This window comes from Paenibacillus sp. SJS-P3, from assembly GCF_056711585.1.
In genome coordinates this window covers 1,719,522-1,738,478 of sequence record NZ_CM160043.1, presented here as the reverse complement: position 1 = coordinate 1,738,478, position 18,957 = coordinate 1,719,522, and the positions used below count along the sequence as shown (strand labels likewise).

Sequence of the window (18,957 nt, the reverse complement as noted above, 5' to 3'; positions counted from 1 at the left end):
CTTGGTAGCTTACTCAGGCAGCTTACTAAAGCATACTAAGGCACCTTACTGAGCCGCACGACCGTGTTGATTCCGCGGCTCGCGGCTATTTCCTCCAATGGCGCTTGTCCATCATGGACTTGAACCTGGATACACCCGATATCCAAACGTTGCAGCGTATTTTCGCGGAGCTGACAAGCAACGATCAAATTCTGCTTCCCCTTATCCCGATCCATGCGGCTCCACGTCCCGCGTTCCACGCATGATGACAATAAAAAAGCCGCTGCCGAAGTCTGACGACTCCATGCAGCGGCATCTTTTTTCTATTAGTCGAAGTAAACGGCTTTGCCCGTCTTGGAGGACTCGTAGATCGCTTCGAGAATCTCGGATACGACCAGCGCCTGCTCAGGCGTCACGACCGGAGTCGTGTCGTTGATGACGCTCTGGATCCAGGAGCGCGCTTCCAGCTCGCCCGGATCTTCCGAAGCGCCTTCGTAGAAGGCGACGCCGCCGCTGCCAAGCTCGATTTCCTTGACGTACAGGCGGGCGTTGTCTTCGCCATTGATGCGAAGGCCATTCTTCATGTCCGCACCGGCCTTCGTGCCGCTCAGCGATACTTTCGCCTCGTCGACTTCAAGGGAGTTCAAGGCCCAGCTGGATTCCAGTACGATGGAAGCGCCGTTCTCCATGGTGATCATGGCGAAAGCGGAATCCTCGACCGTGAACTGCTTCGGATCCCATGGACCCCATGCATTCGCGGCGTTCTCGTTCTGGGACAGCTTATGGTACGCGCGTCCAAGAACGGCTTTTGGCTTGTAGTTGTCCATCATCCACAGAGCCAGGTCAAGCGCATGCGTGCCGATGTCGATGAGCGGTCCGCCGCCTTGTTTTTCTTCGTCCAGGAACACGCCCCAGGTCGGAACCGCGCGGCGGCGGATGGCATGGGCCTTGGCGTAGTAAACTTCGCCGAGCTCGTCCTTCGCGCAAGCGTCCTTCAGGAAGCGGGAGTCGGAGCGGAAGCGGTTCTGGTAGCCGATCGTCAGCTTTTTGCCGGTACGCTTGGCGGCTTCCAGCATGCGGCGCGCATCGTCAGCCGTTTTGGCCATCGGCTTTTCGCACATGACATGCTTGCCGGCTTCCAGAGCGGCGATCGCGATATCCGCATGGGAATCGTTCGGCGTGCAGACATGCACGACTTGAATGGAAGAATCATTCAGAAGATCATGGAAATTCTCGTATACCGCCGCTTCCGCAGTGCCGAATTTGGACTTGGCCTCTTCGGCGCGGTCGCGGTGGATATCGCAGAACGCCACCATTTCAGCCTCTTGAACTTTGGACAGGGAAGGCATATGCTTGCCGTTGGCGATGCCCCCGCATCCGATAATGCCCACACGTACTTTGGACATGGATCTTCCTCCTCGCTATAAATCCGTTATTTTGGGTTTTTGGGTGTTGATTGCAGAGGGAAGCTTGATTGTGGATGCCCTCTGACACTAGAATAAGTATAGATAACAGCCCGTTAAAAAGAAAGCGTCTTAATAGCGATGCTTTTATGCAATATTGGTATTGGAGGCGCTTCGGCTTTGGAAGTCTACAACGAAAAGGTCCTGTATGAAAACCCTCTCTTGTCTCTGCGCATCTTCCAGTCGCAACGCGAGGACAACCTGCTCATCAACTGGCATTACCACCGGGAGCTGGAGCTTCTGCTCGTCCAGAGCGGCAGCATGGAAGTGTTCGTCGAGGAAGATGTCTTCAGGCTGGAAGCCGGAGACGTTGCGATCATCGGCGCCAACCAGCTTCACCGTGACCGGAGCTCGGCCGAAAGGCTGGATTATATCGTGCTTCAGTTCGACCTGGAGCAGTTTTTCGACCACAGCACAATGCCTTACATGCGCTACTTCACGGAAACCAGCCACCCTCTCAGCCAGGTGAATTATATTTTCAAGGAGAACTCCTCCGTCAAGGAAGCGATCGGGGATTGCGTCCGCGAGATCCTGTCGGAGGCGACCGTCAAGCACACCGGCTACGAGCTCGCTGTCAACATGCTGATCAAGAAGATCCTGCTCCTCATGCTCCGCAACGACAAGCGCAAAGTGCTCGCCGAGCAGGAGGATTTCGACCGGGTCCGCCTGCGGCCCGTGCTCAGCTTCGTGGAGCAGCATCTCACCGACCGGATCCAGGTGGAGGAAGTGTGCAAGCTGGCGAATATGAGCTACTATTATTTCGTCAAATACTTCAAAAAATCCATCGGGCTCAGCTTTACCGAGTACGTCAACTATCGCAAGATCAAATGGGCCGAGCGCATTCTGCTCACCAAGGATCTCAGCGTCTCCGAGGTCGGGGACCGGATCGGCATGCCCAACATGGCCCACTTCTACAAGATGTTCAAGAAGTACAACGACTGCTCGCCGAAAGAATTCCAGAAGCGGATGCTCGCCTGGGGCGGACGCGGCAGCTGACTCCTAGCCGCTCCCGCAACCGCGCGGCAGCGGTTCAAGCCAAAAAACCGGCTCAAGGGTTTCGAAACCCTTGAGCCGGTTTTTTTGATCTGTCTTCCGGGCCTCTCTCCGGACTGTTCCGGCGTCAGCCCCTTACAACGAAGATCCGGCTTTCTTAGGCAGAACCAGCTTGTAGCCGACGCCTCGGATCGATTCGATGCAGACGGACTGTGCGCCTAGCTCGAGCTTCTTGCGCAGCGAGCTGACATGGACATCGACGGTCCGCTGGCCGCCGATATAGTCGAAGCCCCAGACGACATTCATGAGATCGTCGCGGGTAATGACCATGCCGGGCCGCTGGATCAAATACAGCAGAACTTCGAATTCCTTCGGCCTCAGCGGCACCTGCTCGCCCGCGAGCACGACCTCGTAGCGGTCGGGATAAATGGACAGCTCCCCGGCCGTAATGACCTTGTCCTGCGGATCAGCGGCATCCGGCAGGCCGCCGCCCGAACGCCGGAGCACGGCGGATACCCGGGCCAGCAGCTCCGCCACGCCGAACGGCTTGGTGATATAATCGTCCGCGCCGTGCTTCAGTCCCTGCACGACCTCTTCCTCCGCGTTGCGCGCGGTCAGGATGATGATCGGCGTCCGGATGCCGCTCTGCCTCAGTTTGCCCAGCACCTCGAAGCCGTTCATGCCCGGAAGCATGATATCGAGCATGATCAGGTCGAAGCTGCGCTGCAGAGCCGCCTGCAGCCCGTCCGCCCCGTTCTCCGATACGGTTACTTCATACCCTTCTTGCGTCAGGTTATAAGACAGAAGCCTGGATAATGTCGGCTCGTCCTCGATGACCAGCACTTTGTGCGTCATATTCTATCGACCTCCAGCATCGTGAGCCGACGCCCGGGTACGGATCTCTCCGCCGCCCGTCTGCCGGTTCCGCTTGCGTTGCAGCATATGCGCCGGACTTGCGGCTCCGGCTGCTTATCTCTTACCAGTGTACCATGCGGCGGCAAGGAAACGAAGGAAGCGGAGAAAGCTCCCTTCGTCAAGGCTGAATGACGGGCAGCTCGATCGTGAACGCCGTCCCGACGCCGACCGTGCTGTCGACCGTGATGCTGCCGTGATGCAGCTCGACCAGATGCTTGACGATCGACAGCCCGAGGCCGGTGCCGCCGCTGACCCGCGACCTCGCCTTGTCGACCCGATAAAACCGTTCGAAAATTCTCGGCAGATCTTTGCGCGGAATCCCGATGCCGGTATCTACGATCCGGATCTGCACCATCTCCGAACCGCCCTCGCCATGCACAAGGCTTGTCCGCACGCTTACCTTGCCGCCTTCCGGCGTGTAGCTGATGCCGTTCTGCAGCAGATTGGCCACGACCTGCCGCAGCCGGTCCTCATCCGCTTCCAGATAAATGCCCGGCGCGTTGTCCAGCGTCATCGTGATCGATTTGCGCGCGGCTTCCGACTCCAGTATCGTCATGCTCCGCTCCATGAAGGAAGCCAGATCGATCGGGGAAAATTGGAGAGGGACGCGGCGGGACTCGATTTTGGACAGCTCCAGAATGTCGCCGATCAGCCGGTTCAGCCTCTCGCTCTCGTCATAGATGATCTGCATGAATTGCTTGGACATGACGGGATCGTTGACGGCTCCGCCGAGAAGCGTCTCCGCGAAGCCTTTGATCGCCGTAATCGGCGTCTTGAGCTCATGCGACACATTGGCCACGAATTCGCTGCGCATCCGCTCCAGGCGGCGGATCGCCGAGACGTCATGAAGGACAAGCAGCAAGCCGCCGAAGGATTCGTCGCTCTGGTAGACAGGCACCAGATTCAGCTCCAGCAAGCGCTCCTCCGGGAAATAGAACGTGATCTCCTCGTGGACGGCTTCCTGCTTCTCCAGCCCCTGATGAATGATCTGGGACAGCTCGAACTGCTGCTTGGCCTCGCTGTATGGCCTGCCCACCATTTCCCTATGCTCGAAGCCGAGCACCTCTTCCGCCCGGCGGTTCAGCAGCATCATGCGGCCGGCGGGATCGATCATGACAACGCCGCTCGTCATGTTGTCCAGCACGCTGTAGAGCTGCGTCTCGTTCTGCTGGATGCGGTTCATCTGCACCTGCAAGCCTTCCGCCATGGAGTTGATGGCCGCTCCCAGCTCGCCGATCTCATCCTTGTTGTGGACGTCGACGCGCACGCTGTAATCCATGGAACGGATCCGCTTGGCCGCGTCGGTGATCTGCTCGAGCGGACTTGTCAGCCCCTTGGCGATCCGGTAGCTGACGACAGCGGCCACCAGGAAGAGCAGCAGCAGTCCGATGATGAGCACCGTCCAGAGGCGGTTGATGTTCCTTTCGACGGTTTCCAGGCTATAGGAAAGCCGGATGATGTCCGAATGGGGACTATCCTTATCTGCGGCTATGGCCACATACAGCATGTTCCTGCTGATCGTGTCGCTGTGGCGGATCGCGCGCCCGGTCCCGTTCTGCTCCGCCTGCTTCACTTCCGTGCGGCTGAGATGGTTGTCCATCGTGGAGGGATCATGATCCGAATCCCCGAGGACGAAGCCGTCCTTGCGGATGAAGGTGACCCTCGCTCCCGTCAAATCCTTGAGTTCCCTGGCTTTCGCCTGGAAGTACGATTCCGCCTCGGCCTGGGATGCAAACTCCCATGTCGTATTGGAATTGATGATCCTCATCTCCCTAACCATGCTTTCCTCAAGCGCCGAGATATGGTTGGATTTATAGGTTTTGCCCATCATGAGCCCGGCTGCCGTCACCGACAGGCCGATCATGAGGATAATGATAAGCGTCAACCGCATGCGAAAACGTTTCAAGCCGGCATCTCTCCCAAGTCTCTTTCTGAATCCTTCCCTATCGTACCCTCCCTGTCCCAGCGGCGCTATGGGGGTATTGTAAACTTTATGTAAAACTTTCATGCACAGGAAAGTTCGCTTCGATCAGCTCCGGTGCCGGAAGTTCAGGCTGCGCAGTAGGAAGTTCAGGCTGCGCAGTCGGAAGTTCAGGCTGCGCAGTCGGAAGTTCGTTTCGATCGCTGTTGAAGCCGGATTTCATTGATACCATTTCCTCCTGGGAGGAAATCCGGCTTCAAAGGCGAACGCTGCCGCTTCTACACGATTCTTCCGGCTGCTCCGCAGAGCAGGGGCTAAAAGACAAACCAGAACCCTTCGACAACCAAACCCTATTCGACAGCCAAACCCTCCAATCAAGCCTACTTGCCTATATTTCCAACGCATGCGGAGTTCAACTGCCTCCATCCTCATTCCGGGCCTATCGGACAAATCCGCAACCAAATAGAGCGGACGCAAAAGCGCCGCTCCATGTTGGCAAAACGTTTCTAATTCCTAGAAATTAAAGTACTAGTAAAGCTAAGTCCGAACTGATCTGTCAGCCGAGCAGATCACAGAACCTTCTCTCCGAAGACATCAAAGACCGAAGCCGAACGGATATTCGGCCGAAAGCTCCATCGGTAGCCGTCCGGAAGGCTTGAGCTCGCCGGCTAGAGCCTTGGCGGCGGATTGAAGGGCAAGCGGCCGGCACTCATATACCGCCAGATAGGCCTGGACATCCGGGAACAGATTGATGTCCAGAGGATTGCGGACCGAGACGGCGACCGTCTTCTCGGGAGCAAGCTTCATCAGCTGCTCGGCCGTCGTCCTCTCCAGCGGATGCTTCATCGCGTCGTAGCTGACGAGGACGATGCGGTCGAAATGCTCCAGCCCCGCAAGCGGATCGCTGCCGCTCATGCGGCGCTCCTCCACGTTCGGCAGCCGCTTCTGCAGCTGCGAACCGAGCGTCCCGTCGCCGGCGAGCATCTCGTCGGCTACCGAGACGGCGACAATCTCCGGCCACAGGACGAGCGTGCGGCCTTCGGCCGGCAGAGGCAGCAGGCCGCCTTCATTTTTGACGAGCGTCACGGAAGCTTCGCTCCAGCGTTCAGCGGCGGCGCGATGCTCTTCGGTGAAGATGCTGCGGGAAGCTTCGTCCCATGGCAGCAGCGGCTCGCCCTTGGCCAGCTTGTCCTTGAGCGCCAGTATCCGATCCAGCGATTCATCGATGCGGGCTTCGTCCAGCTGGCCGTTCTCGACGGCAGCGGCAACGGCTTCAAGCGCGGCCAGCTGCTTCTCCGGCGTATGGCTGACGAGCAGGAGGTCGGCTCCGGCATCGATGGCTTTGACGGAGCCTTGGCCCGGACCGTAGAAGCGGTCGATCGCGTCCATCTCGAGGCAGTCCGTCACGATGACGCCTTCGTAGCCGAGATCGCCGCGCAGCAGCCCAGTCAGCACCGGCTTCGACAAGGTGGACGGAACGCCGCTCGGATCGAGCGACGGCAGGCAGATGTGAGCGGTCATGATGAGGTCCGTGCCGGCTTCGATGGCAGCCTTGAACGGCGGCAGCTCGACGGCTTCGAGGCGCGCACGGTCATGCGGCACGACGGGCAGATCGTGGTGGGAGTCCACGCTCGTATCGCCATGCCCGGGGAAATGCTTGACCGTAGCGGACACCCCCGCCGCCTGGTAACCGCGGACGGCTGCCGCTCCCAGCCTGGATACCAGCTCCGGCCGGTCTCCGAAGGAGCGCACGTTGATGACCGGATTGTCCGGATTGTTGTTGACGTCGAGGCAAGGCGCCAGGTTGAGGTTGATGCCCAGCTTGCGCAGCTCTTCGCCGGAGATCCGGGCCGTTTCGTACGCCCCTTGCTCCGAGCCTGCCGCGCCGAGCGCCATATTGCCGGGCATGAGGGTAACGCCGTCCACGATGCGGGCGACCATGCCGCCTTCCTGATCGATGCTGACGAGCAGCGGCGGACGCCCCGCCTCGGCGGCTGCTGCGCCGAGCTGTCCGGACAGCTCATGCACCTGGCGGGCGTCCTGGACATTGCGGGAGAAGTAGATGACGCCTCCGACACCGTAATCCCGGATGACGCCAAGGATGTCGTCCGAAGGCTGCTTGCCATGGAAGCCGAAGATGAACAGCTGCGCGATTTTTTCCTTGAGGGACCAGCCCTCGTAAGGCTTGCCCGCGCTGCCGGCAATAGAAGATGGATGATTGATGGACATAGAGAGACCCCTGCCTTCCAAAATGTAGGTTAAGTCAAATGCGGCTTGGAGCCTTCGGCCGGAGGCTGGCTCAGCCTGGCCCGGAAATCCGTCGGATTCTCGCCGGTGTACTTCATGAATACTTTGGTAAAATACCTTCGCTCGGAATAACCGACTTCCTTGGAGATCAGAGCGACGCTCTTCGAAGTATCCGCGAGCAGCGCCTTGGCTTTCTCCATTCGCTGCCGCGTGACGTATTCGATGAACGTCTCGCCGTAGGTCTGCTTGAAGAGCAGGCTGAAATAAGAGGTGCTGAGTCCGACGCGGGTAGCCGCTTCTTCTACGCTGATGTCCCGGAAGAGGTTGCGGTCCAGATAAGCCCGCGCCTCCGCGATCGTCCGCTCCGAATGCTTCTTCTTGTCGCTCGATCCAGCAAGCCCGGCGTCCGCTGTCTGGCGGATGACGCCCATCAGGTCCTTGGCGCTGATCCTCCGGTCCAGCTTGCGCCATAACGCGTCTTCCTGCTCCTTGCCGAGCAGCTGCATGTCCTTCATCTCCCTCATGAGATGGAGAGCGAAGTAGTGCAGCACGGGCTTGGCTCTGCCCAGCTCGGGCGTGCTGAGAGTCTGCAGATGGGCGGACAGCTGCCGGATGACTTCATGCACCTCGCTGGACGATCCGCCCTTCATCGCCTCCAGGATCCGTTCGGAGTTCGCCCACAGCTCCTCGTGGGAAGTGTCGCTCTCCACGCTGTCGTCGGTGAAGAATCGGATGCGCTCCGCCTCGGGATCCAGCTGCATGGAGCGGTGGACGCGCTTGTAGGCGGCCGACAGCCCCTTGAGCGGGACCGGTTCATGCCAGATGCCTGCATGGAGATTGAGCTTCACATGCCGGCTGACTTCGCCGAGCAGCTGCTCGGTCCGCTCCGCCATGACATTGAGATCAAGCCGCGAGAGGCCCGTCTCCAGCAGCAGGCACCATTCGCCGTCCCGCATCTGGATGACGGCATTCCGGATTCCGCTTCGGCGAAGCGCTTCCCGGACGACATTGCTCACGGCGAAGTTCCAGAGCTTGCGCTCCTTGTCGTTCCACTCCCTCCAGTCCTTGGCCTCTTCGGACCCGGCGTCGAGATCGAATACGATCAGGATGTAGCTGCGTCCCGCCGGCTCAAGCTCATCCTCGGCCATGAGCCAATGGTTGTGGGACACGTCCGTATAATCCTTCAACACGTCGAACAGCACCTTCTCATTGGCCAGATCCATGACGGCATCCAGCCTCTGCCTCTCGCTCTGCAGCTGCTTCATGCGGGTACGGCGCTGGTTCATGACCCGCGCGATGACCCCGGTCAATTCGTCATAAGGAATCGGCTTCAGAATATAGTCCTGAACTCCGTACTGGATGGCGGTACGGGTATAGCTGAAGTCCTGGTAGCCGGACAGCATGATGATGTCCAGATCCATGCCCGCTTCGCGGATCGTCTTCACGAGCGTCATTCCATCCATCACGGGCATGCGGATGTCGCACAAGAGCAGATCCGTGTCGCCGTCCTGGAGAAGCTCCAGAGCCTCGCGCCCGTTCTTTGCCGTGGCAGCCACCTGGAGTCCGAGCATCTCCCAGGGGATGACCTTCTCCAGGTTGCGAGTAATATGCGGTTCGTCGTCGACGATCATGACCTTTCCCGTCATGCCTGTTCCCCCCTATTGCGCGGAATGGTGCACCGGATCGTCGTTCCTTGTCCGGGGCTGCTGCATATCATCATTCCATAGCCGGGTCCGTAATGGATCCGGAGCCGGTCCGCGACGTTGCGCAGGCCGAGGCCGCCCCTCTCCCCATCCTCCATCGGACTCCATTTCCCCTCTTTCCTGCCCTCCGCGATCCGGCTCATCGCCTCCCCGTCCATGCCGATGCCGTTGTCGGCCACTTCAAGGACGATGCTGCCGGAAACGATGCTCACGGACACCCGGATCATGCCTGCGTGCTCAAGTCCGTCGAAGCCGTGCTGGATGCTGTTCTCGACGAGCGGCTGCAGCGTCAGCTTGAGGATCCGGTATTCCAGCGCCTCCTCATCGACATCCAGCTCGTAATGGAACAGATCCTCGAAGCGGTACTTCTGGATTTCCAGGTAGCTTCGGACATGCTCCAGCTCCTCATGCACCGTGATCTCTTCCTTCTGGTGCATGCTCGTCCTCAGCAGCCGGCTGAGACGATGGACCATGAGCATGATCTTGGCGCCTTCGTTCTGCGCAGCCAGCGCATTGATGGACTCCAGCGTATTGAACAGGAAGTGGGGCTTGATCTGCGCCTGCATGAGCATCATTTCGGCACGCTGCTTGCGCACCTGCTCCTCCCTCACTTCGGTCAGCAAGCCCCCCAGCCTCTCGGTCATGCTGTTGAAGCTGCTCCCGAGCAGCACCGTCTCGTCCTTGCCCTGCACCGGAACCCGGATATCCAGCAATCCCTGCTCGACCAGACGCATCTTGCGGACGACGCGGATGATCGACTTGGCCACCCGGTTGACGAAGAAGACGTTGAACAGTATCGCCGACAGCAGGCACAAGCCGGTGATTAGGCTGATCCATTTGACGAAGTTGACATTCTCGCTCATCAGGGAATTCCATGGTTTGGCCGATACGAGCATCCAATCGTTGATGCCGAGCCAATAAGAGGAGGTCAGGCTGTCGACTCCCTGGAACTTGGCCCGCTCGCTCGCGTAGGGCTGATCCGCGCTCGAGGGCAGATAGCTATTACCGTCCAGTACTTGCCCGGCAAGCTTCGTCTCGCTGTCGAGCAGCACCAGGCCGCGCTGGTTGACGATGTAATACCTTGAGCCGTCGGAGAGGCTGCCCCGGAAGTTCGTCAGGATGTCGTCCACGCCGGACGACTTGAACTGGGTGACCATGATGCCCAGATTGTCCAGGCTGTCCCTGTCCTTCACGACGCGCATCTGGGTGAACAGCGAGTATTCCTTGCCGGTCAGCTCTTCCTGCTCATAAGGTCCGATCCACAGCGGCTTGGCATTGAGGCGCTCCGCCTTGGCATAGGACGGATGGGACTTCAGCCGCTCGTACGTGACGGGCTTGAATGTCGTGGGATCGTTGCGGGTGGAGCGGAACAGCGCCCCGTTGTTCGCATACAGGATGATGTAGCTCATCGCCGGATTCTGGAACAGCAGCTCGCCCATTTCCTTTTCAGCCTGCCCTTTGGCGATCAGGGAGCTGGCGCCGCCGTTCGGATCGGCGTTGAGCTTGAGCGTTTCCTGCACGACGGAGCTCGTCAGGCTCGCATCGGTAAGACGGTTCATCTCGTCGAAAAAATTGCGGATGTTGCTGCCGACCGCATGCATCGTCATCTCGGTCTGCTCGTTGTACTTTTTCTCCAGGAGATGCTCGTAATAGAGGAAGGATACGACCCCTAAAGATGCGACGGGCACTACGATCAGAAGGATGAAGGCCAGCAGCAGCTTCGGTCTTAGATTCACAGCCTGTCGACCCCCTCTCTTGTCAGCTCGCGTCCATGATCGGTCGGGAAGGCCGCATCTTCATTTCTCGTCGCGCAGGACGCTGTCCTGCACCGCCTGAATTTCTGCAGCCACGGCTTCGGGGGAACGGATCTGCCCGATCAGCTCCTGCAGCCCGATGCCGACCTTCGTGTTGATCTTGTACGGCATGTAGTAGTCGAACGCCCGGAACGTGGACGGCGCATTGCCCACGACTTGAAGAACTTCGGAGATCAGCGGATCCACGCCGGAAAAATCGCTGAGCTTCATCGAAGGAAGCGTCTTGTCCTCCAGCAGGATCCGCTTCTGGTTGGCTTCGTTGAAATAGCTGCGGATGAAGCTGGTCACCATGGCGATCTGATCCTGGGATAGGGTGGACGAAAATCCGAAGCCGTTGGAGTACCCGGTATTGAGGGCATGCAAATCTCCCGCTCCTCCCGGAATCGACGGAAAAGAGAAGTAGCCGAGATCGTTCTTGTACGGGCCCGCGTTGTCGCCGGTCAGAGCCGCCAGATCCCAGGTGCCGGTGAACAGCATGGCCGCTTTGCCGTAGAGCAGATCCTTGGCCTGCTGCTTGTCGGACTGGCTCAGCGCGTCGGCCGGAAAATAGCCTGCCTTGACGATTTCGGAATAGGCGCGGAAGCTCGCCACCATGTCCGAATCCGTCCATTTGTCCGTGCCGGCCGCGATCCGCGCCAGCTTGTCCGTGCCGGCGTATCGGTCCATGATCGTGTTCCACATCATGCCCGCGATCCAGGGATCCTTGGCGGACAGCGCGAACGGCGTATAACCGCCCTTTTTGATTTTATCCGCAGCCTGCATGAGCTCGTCCCAGGTGGCCGGAATGCCCAGTCCGAGCTCCTTGAAGATGCTTTTGTTGTAATAAAGCGCTTCGCTGTACCCGCCGAAAGGAAGGCCGTACACCTTGCCGTCGACGGTGAACTCCTCCAGGCTCTGGAATTGGTTCTCGATGCCCAGCTCGCGGATGATCGGAGTCAGATCCAGCAGACGCCCGGCTTTCACGTACAGCCTGACGTCCGAGCCGCCGAAGATTTCAAAAATATCGGGAGTTGTCCCGGTGGCCATCTCGGCCTTGAGCTTCTGGTCCCGGTTGATGATCTCGTCGATGCCTTCAAGCTGGAATTTCAAGCCCGGATTCTGCCTCTCCGTCTCGCTCACGACATCCTGAAGGATTCTCAGCCTGGCTTTGGCGGACTCCTTGATCTGGGTATGCCTCAGAGTCAGCGTCACCGGCTCGGAAGGGCTGCTCTGGGGGACGGAAGGATCGGCAACCGGTTTGTTTTCGCCCGATTCATTGAAGCAGCCTGCCGAAGGAACCAGAATGACGGCCGCCAGCGCCGCGCAGGCAAAGCGTTTGATCATGGAATGACCTCCCGGATCTCTATGACTCTATTATAGACGGAAGGCCTGCAACGTTGGAGGATGAAAAATAAACTGTCAAGGGATACAATTCTATTCCATTCAGACTGCAGCCAGCCGGGCTTTCAGTTTTTCCGGAGGTCCGAACCATGGAGGAAGCGGACCGAGAAAGAGCTCACGATGTTCGGCATTGCCCGTGCCGGGAATGCACGACCCTGCGGCATTCAGGAACATCGAGGCGCACAAAAAAAAGCCCGCCGGGGGCGGGCTTTTCCTTTGCTGTCATCAATCCCTCATGTCTTGCACAGAGCTGCGGACCGCTTCGTAAAATGCAGCCCAGGCTTTCTCGGGGCCAGCTTCCTCGGCCTCGGGCCGCGTCTGCCCGGCCGCAGCTTCCTCTGCGGACAACGGACGGCCAGCTTCTGTCTCCGGAAGTCCGGAATGGCTCAAATCTTTCATTCCATCGCTCCCTTTCCCGCTCTTGATGGCATTGAATCCTCTGCAGCTCAGCCCTGGATCCATTGGCGGCGCAGCGTGAACAGCTCTCGCAGCTCGTCGGTCGACAGCTCCGTGATCCACTGCTCCGACTGGCCGACCACCTGGTCGTTCAGCGACTGCTTGCGCTCGATCATCTCATGGATCCGCTCTTCCAGCGTCCCGAGAACGACGAACTTGTGGACCTGCACCTGCCGGGTTTGCCCGATGCGGAAAGCGCGGTCCGTCGCCTGGTTCTCGACAGCCGGATTCCACCAGCGGTCATAGTGGAACACATGGTTCGCCGCCGTCAGATTCAGCCCGGTTCCGCCCGCCTTAAGCGAAAGCACGAACGCTCCATGCGGCAGATCCGGATTTTGGAAGTCGGTGATCATGTCATCCCGCTTGGCCTTCGGCACCCCGCCGTGCAAATAAGGGACAGGGAGGCCGAGCCTTTCCTTGAGCAGCCTCTGCAAGGCCGCTCCCATATCGACGAACTGCGTGAAGATAAGCGCCCGTTCCCCTTCTGCAGCCGCTTCCTCGCACATCTCCAGCAGCCTCATCGTCTTGGCCGAGCGTTCCGGATTCCAGGCAGCCGAATCGCTTTCCGCCTCGCGCAGGAGCAGCGCGGGATGATCGCATACCTGCTTCAGCTTGGTGATGGAGGCAAGGATGAGACCGCGGCGCTGCATCGGACCGAGCGTGTCGAGCTTCTCCAGCAGGTCGGAGACGATGGACTCGTACATCGCGCCCTGCTCGGCCGTGAGCGTGACGTAGACTTGGCTCTCGTTCTTCTCGGGCAACGACAGCTGGATGGCGGGATCCTTCTTGACCCGCCGCAGCATGAACGGCTTCACCCAGCGCTGCAGGGCGGATATCGTCCGCTCGTCCCGCTCCTTCTCGATCGGCAGGATGACGTTGCGCCGGAATTCCGGCAGCGTGCCGAGATATCCCGGATTCGTAAAATCGTAGATCGACCAGAGCTCGCTCAGACGGTTCTCCATCGGAGTGCCCGTAAGGGCGATCCGATGCTGCGCCGTAAGATTCCGAATGGCCGACGATTGCTTCGTATTCACATTTTTGATGTTCTGGGCTTCGTCCAGGCACAGGCTTTCCCATTGCAGTCCCGACAGCTCTTCCTCATCGAGCGGAGCCAGCGCGTAGGAAGTGATGACCAGATCCGCGCCTTCAGCGAATGCCATGAATGCTTCCCGGCCTCTGGCGCGCTTGGGGCCGTAATGAAGCCTTACGTCCAGCGAAGGGGCGAACCGCTGCAGCTCCTTCTCCCAGTTGCCGATGACCGATGTCGGGCAGATCAGCAGGGACGGAGCCGGCTGGCGCCCTTCGAGCTCCCGGATCGAGAGCAGATAGACCGTATATTGGATCGTCTTGCCCAGACCCATGTCATCGGCCAAAGTAGCACCCAAGCCGAAGCGCCGCAGAAATGCAAGCCAGGACACTCCTTGCAGCTGGTAGGGCCGCAGCTCGCCAAGGAAAGTAGCGGGGACGCTGACGAGCGGCAGCTCGCTCGTATCCTGCAGCTGTCCGATCAGGCGATGCAGATGCTCGTTCAGCTCCACTTCGGCGACAAGATCGTCCTCGCCGCCCTCTTCCTCTTCCGAAAGGACGATGCCTCCCTGCAGATGCATTTGCATGACGTCGCGGAAGCTTAGTCCTTTGCGTCCTCCGGCCTTCTTCATCCATTTCCGGATCTTCGATACATCCTCGGGATCCAGATGCACCCACTCGTCTCCGATCCGGATCAGGCGCTTGTTCTCGGCGGCCAGGCTCATGAACTGCTCCTCGGTCAGATCCAGCCCTCCGAGCGCGAGCTTCCAGTCGAACTGGACAATCTGGGACAGCCCGAACATCGGCTGGTCGGCAGATCCCGCAGCAGACTTCAGCTTCGCCTTCACCCGGATACGGCGCTTGCGGACCGTTTCCCACCATCCTGGAAGCAGAACGGAACAACCGGCGTCAAGCAGGCGCAAGCTGGCATTCTCCAGGAAATCCCACGCCTCGTCATCCTGAAGAGCATGCTTGACGACGCTCCCGGCATCGGAACTCCACTCAGGCAGGGCAAGCAGCCACTTGCCCTCTTCTCTCGCCAGCCGGTCGTGAAGGAGGTCAAGCCATTCCTCGGGAATGCGAAGCTCCGATCCGCTGACCGGACGCCAGCTGCCCGGCTCCTCTCCGCGCTCCAGCGGAATCCAGGGGCCGCTTCCCTCGCGATCGCGAATGGCTGCCCGCAGCCGCCATTCCCCGCCCTGCTCCGGCTCCGTCAGCTGCAAGGCGACGCGGAAAGGAAACGTATCCTTGCGCAGCCCGATTCCGATATACCAGTCTTCTTCGGATGGCGACTTGCGCTCCAGCACCTGGCCGGTCGCCCTCTCCAGATCATGCCATGCGGTGCGGACGGCGCGGCTGCCCTCGATAAGCTCTTCCACAGCCGCGCTCAGCCATTCATGGACGACCGCCTCCTGATGGGGCTCGACGGCGCCTATGGCCGGCTCCCAGCCTTCGCGCAGCCGCCAGCTTCTGCGCTGCTCCGACCAGCCCTGCCAATCCGGCTCGAACGCCCCTTCCAGCAGCGCTTGGCGAATCAGTCCGGCATGACGGGCAAGCCTTGCCAGCTCGTCGTCATACTCGATCGCCAGCAAGCGCACGGGCTGCGGCATGGCCAGATAATCGCTTGCGAGCAGCGGCGCAATGAGCAAGGACCTGCCCGCGCCGCTGTTGGGGTCCGCGTCCAATTGCTCCACCTCGGCTCCATACCAGGAAGGAGCGTGCCAGGCGAACAGCAGATCGCGCAGCCTTGCGTCGAACTCGCCGGGCTCGGAAGCATGCAGCTGGATGCCGCTGCCGGTCCAGCGGCCGCTCAGCCTGATCGGCTTGGCCGTAGACAGTCCTCTCATCATTTCAGCAGGCCTCCTTTCCTCAGTTCCTCCTGGAGCGCCCGCATCCGCTGGTATTTCAGCGCGATGCGGGACATATAGCGGCTCCAGGCTTCTGTATTCCGTTCGGACTGGTACAGCTTCTCAAGCTTTTTGAGCTGTTTCACAGCCATCCGGTAGCTCTGGCGGTTGCGGATGCCGATCCAGCTCTCCACAGACTGGTGATAGAGCGGGATCAGCATCGCAGGCGCAAGCTTGGCGACGGATCGGACATCCGCCGGATCGAGCTCGTCTGGCCTCAAGCCCATCGCGAGCTGCAGATCCGCCCATTGCTCGAAATCGCCTTTATCCAGAAGCTGGTCGGACAGCGCCATATAGGAAAAAGGCAGCTTTTGCACCAAGTATTCCATCCAGATCGGGTTATCGCTTTGCTCCGTGTCCGCGCTCCTGCATAAAAGCAGGAACGGCTGGATCGCCGAGCCGCCCCGCTTGCCGTCCGTCGTCTTGGACAGATAATCCATCCAGATGGCGAGTCCGCCCCAATCCTTGCTCTCCAGCCGCTTCCTGGCCGTATCGAGTGCCAATCCGGCAGCCGGTTCGGATGGACCCTGCAGCAGCAGATCCACGGCTTGCCGGTCATGGCCGCGGAACGCCTCCAGATGCGCCAAGGCAATGATGGGGAAATAAATCCTGGATTCTCCGTCCGCTCCGCCCCTTTCGTCCAGAGGCCGGCGGACGTCGTTCATCCCCGGCTCCGGCAGGAGCTCATCGGATGCCGTCTGCCTGGCCTGGCGCAGGATGGAGCGGAGCTGATCGGTCTCCCTCTCCATCCAGTCGCCCCTTGCATGAAGCTTTTCCGCCAAGGCATAGTAGAGCCGGTCCCAACGGAACAGCTTGCCGGCCGTATCGGCTCCCCGCTCGCGAAGAAGCCCGGTCAGGAAGTCGAGCCACTCCAGCTGCTTGCCCTCCATCAGGGACGGCTCCAGCTCTCCGGCCAGCGCATAGAAATGATCCACCCACGGCTCCGCCATTCGGGTGAAGCTCATCTCCTGATAATAACGGCTGAAAGCATCCGCAAGCCGCAAGGCCCGCTCCGCCTGGTCGAGGACGAACAGGATCGAAGCCATCCAGTGAAGCTTCTGCAGCGGCTTCGGCCAGTCCCGGGCCGAGCCTTTGAGCGCCGACAGCACCGGCTGCAGCGGATGAAGAGTATGCTTGCAGCCATGCCAGGTCTCTCCGTACGATCTGTCCATCCATTCCAGCCATTCCTCCGGACCGGCCTCCTCCCCGGGAGAAGACGTCTGGCCGGACGGACGGCTGGAGCTCGCAGGCTCCGCATTCGGCCCGATGCGGCTGATCGTCACCGGTCCGCCGCCGGTCAGCCGCTCGAGCGCCCGCTCCGCGTCGCCGCCGCTCTCCTGCAAGCCTTTGAAGTATACGGCCGCCATATGCTTGCACCATCCGCTGACCGGACAATCGCAGCTGCAATCGTCATGCTTGCTTCCCAGCAACACCATGTAATCATGGCTGCCGCTGACGACGGCAGCCAGCTTGGAGCCGACCATACGAACCGCGGCGACCTTGCCCCTGCTGGAATAATCCCAGCCTCGACGGATGGCATCCGACCGCATATATTTGGATATCATTTCCTCCATATCCATGAAGAAGGGATTCACCCTGCTGTCCGTGCCCATTCCCTTCCCCCTCCGCTTCTGTTTGGCATTCTTATCATTATACCAAAAAAAGAGCAAAAAAAGAGCAAGGACGGCTTATACACATGCCGCAATGCTCTTCTTTTTCTTTTTGGGGCTTCATTTCAGCCAGCGTTTTTGCGCAGGAAGCACAGAAGCGCCCAGCGCCTTTCCTGGCGCTTTTTGTATTGCGGCAGCATGCGGTACAGGCGAAGTCCTTCCTCGTAGGCTTCTTTCGCCTGCTCCGGACGGCCCAGCCCGCTCTGCAGCCGGCCCATCCTGTAGTAGCCTTCGCAGGAAGAGGACTGGATGCGGCTGAACGCCTCCAGCTCCCGGAGCGCCTTCTCCTTGTCCGAAGCAGCAAAGTATGCCGCCAGACGCAAATGCGGCTGCCCGTACTTCACTCTCGGGTTCAGCTCCAACGCCTTGCGGATGCTGGCTTCACCCTCTTGCGGCTGCCCCGTATGCAGCAGGCTCGTACCGAAATCGTCCCAGAACTCGGCCGACTCCTCCATGACGAGCGTTTCCTTGAGCGGCTCCAGCGTCCTGCGCGCTTCTCCGTACTTGCGACGGTCCAGGAGCAGCTTGGCGAGCTCCAGTCGGGAGCCGCTGTTGCTCGGATTGGCGTCGATCTCCCTGCGGAGCGCGGCTCTCCGGCTGCGGGCGCGGATCGGCTTCAGCAGGCTCGGCGTTAGGCCGATGAATCGGCGATCCAAAATATAAAGGACGACAAGCATGACGATCAGGGCAAGGAAGGGATTGCCAAGAAGAGTCCATAACAAGCCGAACAGCAAGAAGATTTTCATGGATAAGGCAGCCCCGTTTCAAAGAATGCGATTTGTCCACCAGCCAACATCATAGCATACGCCCGCGGTTTGGAAAATCGGGGGTAGGCGAGAAATCACAGCCCGTCTCCTCCTTCCGGGATGTATTCCGGCTGACGCGCCCATTTCCGTAAAAAGCCGCACCCTGCAGGGCGGTTGTTCATAAGATAAGTTGACTGTATCCCTTAACCTTGTTATATCCCACAAAAACCCGAGCAAGGAGGGGTGGCATTTTGAAAGGCACCGATCACAAAAACAAATTTCTGCTGACTCACCGGGAACGCGAAGTATTCGAACTACTGGTCCAGGACAAGACGACAAGGGATATCGCGCAGCTGCTGTTTATCAGCGAAAAAACTGTGAGGAACCATATTTCCAACGTGATGCAGAAGTTGAACGTGAAAGGCCGTTCGCAAGCGGTTGTCGAATTGATCAAGCTTGGGGAACTTACGATCTGACCTTCGTCAGGCCGGAGAGTTCTCTTGACGAACCTTCCCATGCCGAATGCGTTTTCGCATTCGGCGGGAAGGTTTTTTGAGTTAATCATGGATAGAGTACGCTCGCCGGCGCCACTGGTATAGGTAAGTACAATCCAAACCTTCCGCCGAACCATTTTCACCTGCGTTTTTTCAGTTCAATGACTGCAACCAAATATACGCCCCACATTTATGGTTAATTCGTCGGCTACCTCATAAAATTGCTCTAAAATTAGTTTTGCC

At 59.3% G+C, this 18,957-nt stretch carries 14 protein-coding genes; 2 read left to right on the top strand and 12 right to left on the bottom strand.

Features of this window, described 5'->3' with window-relative positions:
- Nucleotides 1–305: 305 nt before the first annotated feature.
- Complete coding sequence (locus tag AC06G8_RS07765; protein ID WP_447662105.1) at nt 306–1,385, bottom strand: Gfo/Idh/MocA family protein; 1,080 nt, start codon at nt 1,383–1,385, stop codon at nt 306–308.
- A gap of 177 nt (nt 1,386–1,562) precedes the next feature.
- On the opposite strand from AC06G8_RS07765, the gene AC06G8_RS07760 reads away from it, so the two are divergent.
- Nucleotides 1,563–2,438, top strand: a complete 876-nt coding sequence (locus AC06G8_RS07760; protein WP_480284931.1) for a helix-turn-helix domain-containing protein — start codon at nt 1,563–1,565, stop codon at nt 2,436–2,438.
- Between the two features lie 132 nt (nt 2,439–2,570).
- Here AC06G8_RS07760 and AC06G8_RS07755 read toward each other — a convergent pair whose 3' ends face one another.
- The 11 genes from AC06G8_RS07755 to AC06G8_RS07705 form a co-directional block, all read right to left on the bottom strand.
- Nucleotides 2,571–3,290 (bottom strand): response regulator transcription factor, encoded by a 720-nt coding sequence (locus tag AC06G8_RS07755; protein ID WP_049867018.1) that lies wholly within the window; start codon nt 3,288–3,290, stop codon nt 2,571–2,573.
- 178 nt (nt 3,291–3,468) lie between these two features.
- Nucleotides 3,469–5,256, bottom strand: a complete 1,788-nt coding sequence (gene pnpS, locus AC06G8_RS07750; protein WP_480284930.1) for a two-component system histidine kinase PnpS — start codon at nt 5,254–5,256, stop codon at nt 3,469–3,471.
- An 85-nt stretch (nt 5,257–5,341) separates the two neighbouring features.
- Nucleotides 5,342–5,494 carry a hypothetical protein gene (locus AC06G8_RS07745; RefSeq protein ID WP_480284929.1) on the bottom strand — a complete coding sequence of 51 codons (153 nt, stop codon included), beginning with the start codon at nt 5,492–5,494 and terminating at the stop codon, nt 5,342–5,344.
- Nucleotides 5,495–5,865: 371 nt separating this feature from the next.
- Nucleotides 5,866–7,500: a glycoside hydrolase family 3 protein gene (locus AC06G8_RS07740; RefSeq protein ID WP_480284928.1), complete on the bottom strand. Its 1,635-nt coding sequence runs from the start codon at nt 7,498–7,500 to the stop codon at nt 5,866–5,868.
- A 29-nt stretch (nt 7,501–7,529) separates the two neighbouring features.
- A complete protein-coding gene (locus tag AC06G8_RS07735; RefSeq protein ID WP_447662109.1) occupies nt 7,530–9,164 on the bottom strand; it encodes a response regulator transcription factor in 1,635 nt (544 codons plus the stop codon).
- A complete protein-coding gene (locus AC06G8_RS07730) occupies nt 9,161–10,957 on the bottom strand; it encodes a cache domain-containing sensor histidine kinase (protein WP_447662110.1) in 1,797 nt (598 codons plus the stop codon). Before AC06G8_RS07730 ends, AC06G8_RS07735 begins: the two co-directional genes overlap by 4 nt.
- A 60-nt stretch (nt 10,958–11,017) precedes the next feature.
- Nucleotides 11,018–12,358 (bottom strand): ABC transporter substrate-binding protein, encoded by a 1,341-nt coding sequence (locus tag AC06G8_RS07725; protein WP_480284927.1) that lies wholly within the window; start codon nt 12,356–12,358, stop codon nt 11,018–11,020.
- Nucleotides 12,359–12,640: 282 nt separating this feature from the next.
- Nucleotides 12,641–12,814: a hypothetical protein gene (locus tag AC06G8_RS07720; RefSeq protein WP_480284926.1), complete on the bottom strand. Its 174-nt coding sequence runs from the start codon at nt 12,812–12,814 to the stop codon at nt 12,641–12,643.
- A 47-nt stretch (nt 12,815–12,861) separates the two neighbouring features.
- Complete coding sequence (locus AC06G8_RS07715; RefSeq protein ID WP_480284925.1) at nt 12,862–15,747, bottom strand: DEAD/DEAH box helicase; 2,886 nt, start codon at nt 15,745–15,747, stop codon at nt 12,862–12,864.
- Entirely contained in the window at nt 15,744–17,417 is a 1,674-nt protein-coding gene (locus AC06G8_RS07710) for an SWIM zinc finger family protein (protein WP_480284924.1), read from the bottom strand. Before AC06G8_RS07710 ends, AC06G8_RS07715 begins: the two co-directional genes overlap by 4 nt.
- Nucleotides 17,418–17,539: 122 nt before the next feature.
- On the bottom strand, nt 17,540–18,220 hold the full coding sequence (locus tag AC06G8_RS07705; protein WP_480284923.1) for a tetratricopeptide repeat protein: 681 nt from the start codon (nt 18,218–18,220) through the stop codon (nt 17,540–17,542).
- 251 nt (nt 18,221–18,471) lie between these two features.
- On the opposite strand from AC06G8_RS07705, the gene AC06G8_RS07700 reads away from it, so the two are divergent.
- The gene (locus tag AC06G8_RS07700; RefSeq protein ID WP_049869505.1) at nt 18,472–18,696 is read left to right on the top strand and encodes a helix-turn-helix domain-containing protein; all 225 of its coding nucleotides are present in this window, start codon (nt 18,472–18,474) and stop codon (nt 18,694–18,696) included.
- Nucleotides 18,697–18,957: the final 261 nt, after the last annotated feature.